Source organism: Mesorhizobium sp. WSM4840 (assembly GCF_055811755.1).
In genome coordinates this window covers 90,117-94,636 of the sequence record NZ_JBVVQD010000027.1, presented here as the reverse complement: position 1 = coordinate 94,636, position 4,520 = coordinate 90,117, and the positions used below count along the sequence as shown (strand labels likewise).

Annotated in this window: 4 protein-coding genes; all 4 read right to left on the bottom strand. The window is 59.8% G+C overall.

Going from position 1 to position 4,520, the window contains the following annotated elements; translation table 11 throughout:
* Positions 1–212: 212 nt before the first annotated feature.
* Positions 213–827 (bottom strand): thermonuclease family protein, encoded by a 615-nt coding sequence (locus AC0L3I_RS28335; protein WP_473529077.1) that lies wholly within the window; start codon positions 825–827, stop codon positions 213–215.
* 122 nt (positions 828–949) lie between these two features.
* The gene (locus tag AC0L3I_RS28330) at positions 950–2,149 is read right to left on the bottom strand and encodes an ABC transporter substrate-binding protein (protein WP_473529076.1); all 1,200 of its coding nucleotides are present in this window, start codon (positions 2,147–2,149) and stop codon (positions 950–952) included.
* 391 nt (positions 2,150–2,540) lie between these two features.
* Positions 2,541–2,912 (bottom strand): hypothetical protein, encoded by a 372-nt coding sequence (locus AC0L3I_RS28325; RefSeq protein ID WP_473529075.1) that lies wholly within the window; start codon positions 2,910–2,912, stop codon positions 2,541–2,543.
* Positions 2,913–2,973: 61 nt separating this feature from the next.
* Positions 2,974–4,520: calcium-binding protein (locus AC0L3I_RS28320; protein WP_473529074.1), on the bottom strand; the 1,547-nt coding region annotated here is incomplete at its 5' end.

The following is a 4,520-nucleotide window of genomic DNA, read 5'->3' as shown; positions in this document are numbered from 1 at the left end:
ACGCTTCTGCCTCGCAACCCTCAAAACCGGCGACCAACAGGCTAAAATCGTCAGAACTTCGGAATCAGGACACTAGAGCCTGCCCCGATAAAATCGGGATGGTGCTCTATCTTTTTGTTTGAGCATGATCTTTCCGAAAACCGGATTCCACTTTCGGATCATGCTCCAGCGTCGGCAAGTACGGTTCCCTGAGCGCTCAAACGACGAGCTGACTATCGAGGCGGGCCGAATATACCCATCTCCGTATTCATAGCTGTCACCTCCGCCATGCCGTAGATACCGCTCGGCAATGACAGGGCCCAGCCATTGGAAACCAGCCAGGCGCTGACATCCTGCCTGCCGAGGCTGCATGGCGCGGCGATAGCGAAACGATCAATTTCCGGTGGCACGAAACATTTCAGCGCGCGTCCGCGCAACCAGGAGTTGAAGGTTGCGCGCGCGCGTTGGCCGCAAGGCCAGACGACGTCATCAAAGGAACAGGTCTTGTCAGTGGCAATGCTCTGGACCCCGCTGATGACCACCGTCCGTCCCATCGATTCGAAGATCGCGGACGAACTCGCAATCGGAGCGTAGAGCAGGACCTCCCGCCAGTCTTGCGGCATCGGCGTTTTCGGGGGCACGGCGAGACCGAGTTCGCTGAGTGGCGGACGGGGCTCGATCCGTTCGATTTCCCAGGAATCAAGTTGTGGCGGAGCGATGAGGTCCTGAGCAATCTTGCGTGCCGGCTCTCGCCGTTGAGCGTCGAGAACGGTTGCGCCCGGTCGGGTTAGCTGCTTGCCGCGAATATCAGGAGACGGCGCAGGAACAGGCCGGTCGACCGAAAGCAAAGCCCCGCCCTGGATGACCAGAGGAGCCCGGCCAGAAGCTCCAGGCTTGCGAGCGCGACAGCCAAGCGGATGCGGCTCGGCCTGTCCATCAGGTCGAGAAGGTCCTACGGGTTCGCGCCGGATCAAAAACCCGACGTCGATCTGGCAACCAATTTGAGCGCACCCTTTTCAACTCGATAGAACGGCATCGATCGCTGGCTGGATCCGTCGGCGCGAAACCGGAACAGACCTGTGGATCCGCGAAACCCGCTCGGATTTTCGAGTACCTGTTTGCTGAAGCCATCGGGTCCAACTGCGCTGGCGATCCCAGCAGTCAGCGCAACCATATCATAGGCGTAGGCGACATTGACGTCGGGCTGATAGTTATAGGTAGTCTTGAAGCGGTCGGCGATTGGTCCGGTTTCGCGCGGATCGAGCGTGGCGATATGGGCCCCTTCAAACAGCGGTTCGATGGGGCGTTCCAGCCAGCGGTTTGTTCCCACCACAGCGATTGTTCTTCCCGGGATACCCTTCGATTTCAGGGCGGCAAGGATTTGCAGCGGGCTGTCGTCTCCGCTGGCGACAATGACGGCGTCCGGAGCATCCACGAGTGAGCTCATGTCGGTGACCGCTTTGGTGCCGCCGTCGCCTGCCGAGTACGGGATAGTGACCGCCAGCGTTGCGCCATAGATGCTTAGGCTGTTCGCGACCCGCTTTTCAACGGCACTGCTGTTGGAGCCAGCTGCGACAAGCAATACGAACTTCTTGCTGCCTTTCGCCGCGATGCCTGCGGCCCCCGCAGCCGCGCTGTCTGCCTCGCTGAGGCGCACGGCATAAACGCCGGGACCGCCTGTGAAATTGTTGGCAAGTGCCAACACTGGCGGCCGTTTCGGTCCCGACAATTTGGCAATATGCTGTGCCGCCGGTAGTTCGGTCGGACCGATGACGACTTTCGCCCCCGTCGTGATCGCCTTTATCGACAATTGGCTGGCGTGTGCACTGTCGCCCTGCGTGTCCTCGACCGTCAGTGTGAGCAATCCATTGCCAAGATCCGCCATTGCGAGTTTTGCGGCATCGAGCATCTTCCTGCCGGTTTCCCCCGCGGCTCCAGGGGCGGACAAGGGCAGCAGCATCGTGATCTTCGCCGAACCACTGCCGATCGATTGCGTCGCCTGGGCTCGGCCCGCAACTGCGGCGTCATTCTGCACTCCGGGTGCGGCGATTACAGCCGGATCGAGCGCTTCGGAAACGCTGCCTTTCGACTGGCAACCTGACAATGTCACGGCGAGCGCAAAGGCGATTGCCCTCGTCCACAGCCAGAGGACCTGTCGGCCAGCTTCCATGATTTTCCACCCTACGTGCCGCCGGGTCACTTCCCGGTCTGATCTTCCAGTCATGTCACGGCTGAGTTGCGCCGTCTTGTGGTTCTTTAGCCTGCAAAAAGCCGGGCTCTGAGCGCCTCCATCACCGCGTGTGCCAGCCGCGGCTCCAGGCCGTAGATCGACGACCGGCAGGTTGCAAATGCCTTCAGCGTTTCTCTCGTCCATTCCTGGGTGGCATCGCAGCGCGTCGGCCGCAACCGCTCGGGCAAAGCATTTTGTACTCTAGTGGATTGTTCCGACGCACCCGCGCCGCATGTATGGCAAGCAGGTCAAAACCGACCAGGCAATCGTTCCGGCGATCGCCCGCGGTCGGCCATCATTGTCAGCCAGCCGGCGCGTCGCCGCCTTTTGGTCAGTTCATGTACTCGACCATGCGGTCGTGGAAACACTCGCATTTATTCAGGTAATCTTCGTCGCGATAATTTGTCTTCAAATAGCCGTAAGCCTTGCCGCAGGCGACCTTGGCCTCGGAGGCCCAGACGAAGACAGGCCGTGACGAATGGATCCATTCCGAACTGTTGGCGACGGCGACAGACTCGTCCATCAGTTGCACTACCTGGTTCTTGAGATCGACGATGTTGTCGGTCTGCACCAGGTTGGACGTGCCGACGACGCGACAATAGTCGACCGACGGAGCTTCGATGATGTCGGCGGCATACCCCGTCGATCCAACAGCCAGGAACAGTGTTGCACCGGCAACCAGAAGTCTTGCAGACTTTTTCATGATGAATTCCCCTCTACCATTCGAATGTATAGCATAGCACCTAGCCCGTGCACTATTCCCCCTAAACCGCATTGGCCGCGGTCGTATGCTGGGTTATTCCGTCGTCATAAAGCAGCGTGATCGTGCTGGACACCGGCACGTTCGTTAGCGTGGCCACGTCGACGAAATTGGTGCCGTTGGCCGTACCGTCGGCATCGACGCTTAGCGTGCCGGTCCCCGCGTCGTAGTTCACGAACTCGCCGATATTGGCTCCCCCCGGGGCTGTGTCGAACAACGACGTCAGGTCGATCACGTCGCCCTGGCCGCCGGCGCCGCTGTAGTCGGGGATGAGATCCTTGATGTCCAGCTGGTCGAGTTTGAACGTATCAGCGCCGTTTCCTCCAGTCATCGTGTCTTGGCCGAAACCTCCAACAAGAAGATCGTTGCCGTCGCCACCGCTGATAAGATCGCTGCCACCACCGCCGCTGAGGAAATCATTGCCTCCCCTGCCTATGATGACGTCATTGCCGCCATTGCCATTGAGGTGGTCGATACCGGATGTGCCATAGATCTGGTCGGCCAAGGTGGCATCGCCATTCACCGTTATTCCGGGATCGCCTGGATCATGGGAGAAGAATTCGAATCTGACTGCGCGGGCCTGGTAATTGCCGCCATCATTGTCGAAATAGGAAACTGTCCATGTGTCGCCGGCGGCCGGTGGATTTGCGATCAGATAGTCCGCGAGCGTCGTCGTCGTTGCGACCCCGGCGCCGTCGAGAAGGAAGATATGATCATAGTCGACGGTCGCCTTCATCAGTCCGGTGGCCGGGTCGTAGGTCCAACTCTGCTCAAACGTTCCGGCAGTCAAATCGTCTTCAACAACTGCAAAACGGTTCGCTCCGATCCTGATCTCGACTTGAACTTCCTCTTCGCGATGCGATCCCGCGCTGCCGTCTCCGAAGGCGCCTGGATTGCGCTCCCCTAGTGGGATCGGAGTTACGAAGGGCGACTCTTGGAAGTCGGTGTAGACTACTACTGTCGAGCCATGAGGATCGGCCGTTATGGCGCTTACCGTGGCTTGGGATAGGCTCAGGTTCTGGGTCTGGTCGTTTCCGGACGTGAGCGGGCTGTTGCCATTCCCCACCTGTGCGGTATCGCTGGGCAAGCTGGTCGGCGGGACTTCGTGGATGCCGACAGTCTGAGTGACGTGGGCGGTGCCGTCGAAGACGTCCAGCGATAGATTGACGTTGACGGTGTCGGTTACCGTTGCGGTCGGCCTGTAGACCAGGTCGTCCAGCAGGTTGATGCCGCCGGCCGGATCGTAGAGCACAGTGCCGGCCGTCAGGGCGACGTAGGTGACGCCATCGAAATAGAACGTGCCTGTGGGGATCGTCCCCGTCGCGGTGACGATGAGGTTATCGCCATCCGCATCGGTCGGGATAGTCACCAGCAAGGGATATCCGTCGGGATAGCTCGGCGGGCTCAAAGTTTGCTGTGCCGGATCGCTCGACATCCAGTTCTGGGTGTTGGCAGCAACCGGCGCATTGTTGACGTCCGACAGGGTGATGGTCAGCGTCGTCGTCGACAGGTCGCCGTCGCCGTCCATGATGGTGTAGACGAAGGTGTCGG

Bases quoted from the DNA above. Each gene is read 5' to 3' on its own strand.
- AC0L3I_RS28330 (WP_473529076.1), bottom strand. From the start codon at position 2,149: ATGGAAGCTGGCCGACAGGTCCTCTGGCTGTGGACGAGGGCAATCGCC.
- AC0L3I_RS28325 (WP_473529075.1), bottom strand. From the start codon at position 2,912: ATGAAAAAGTCTGCAAGACTTCTGGTTGCCGGTGCAACACTGTTCCTG.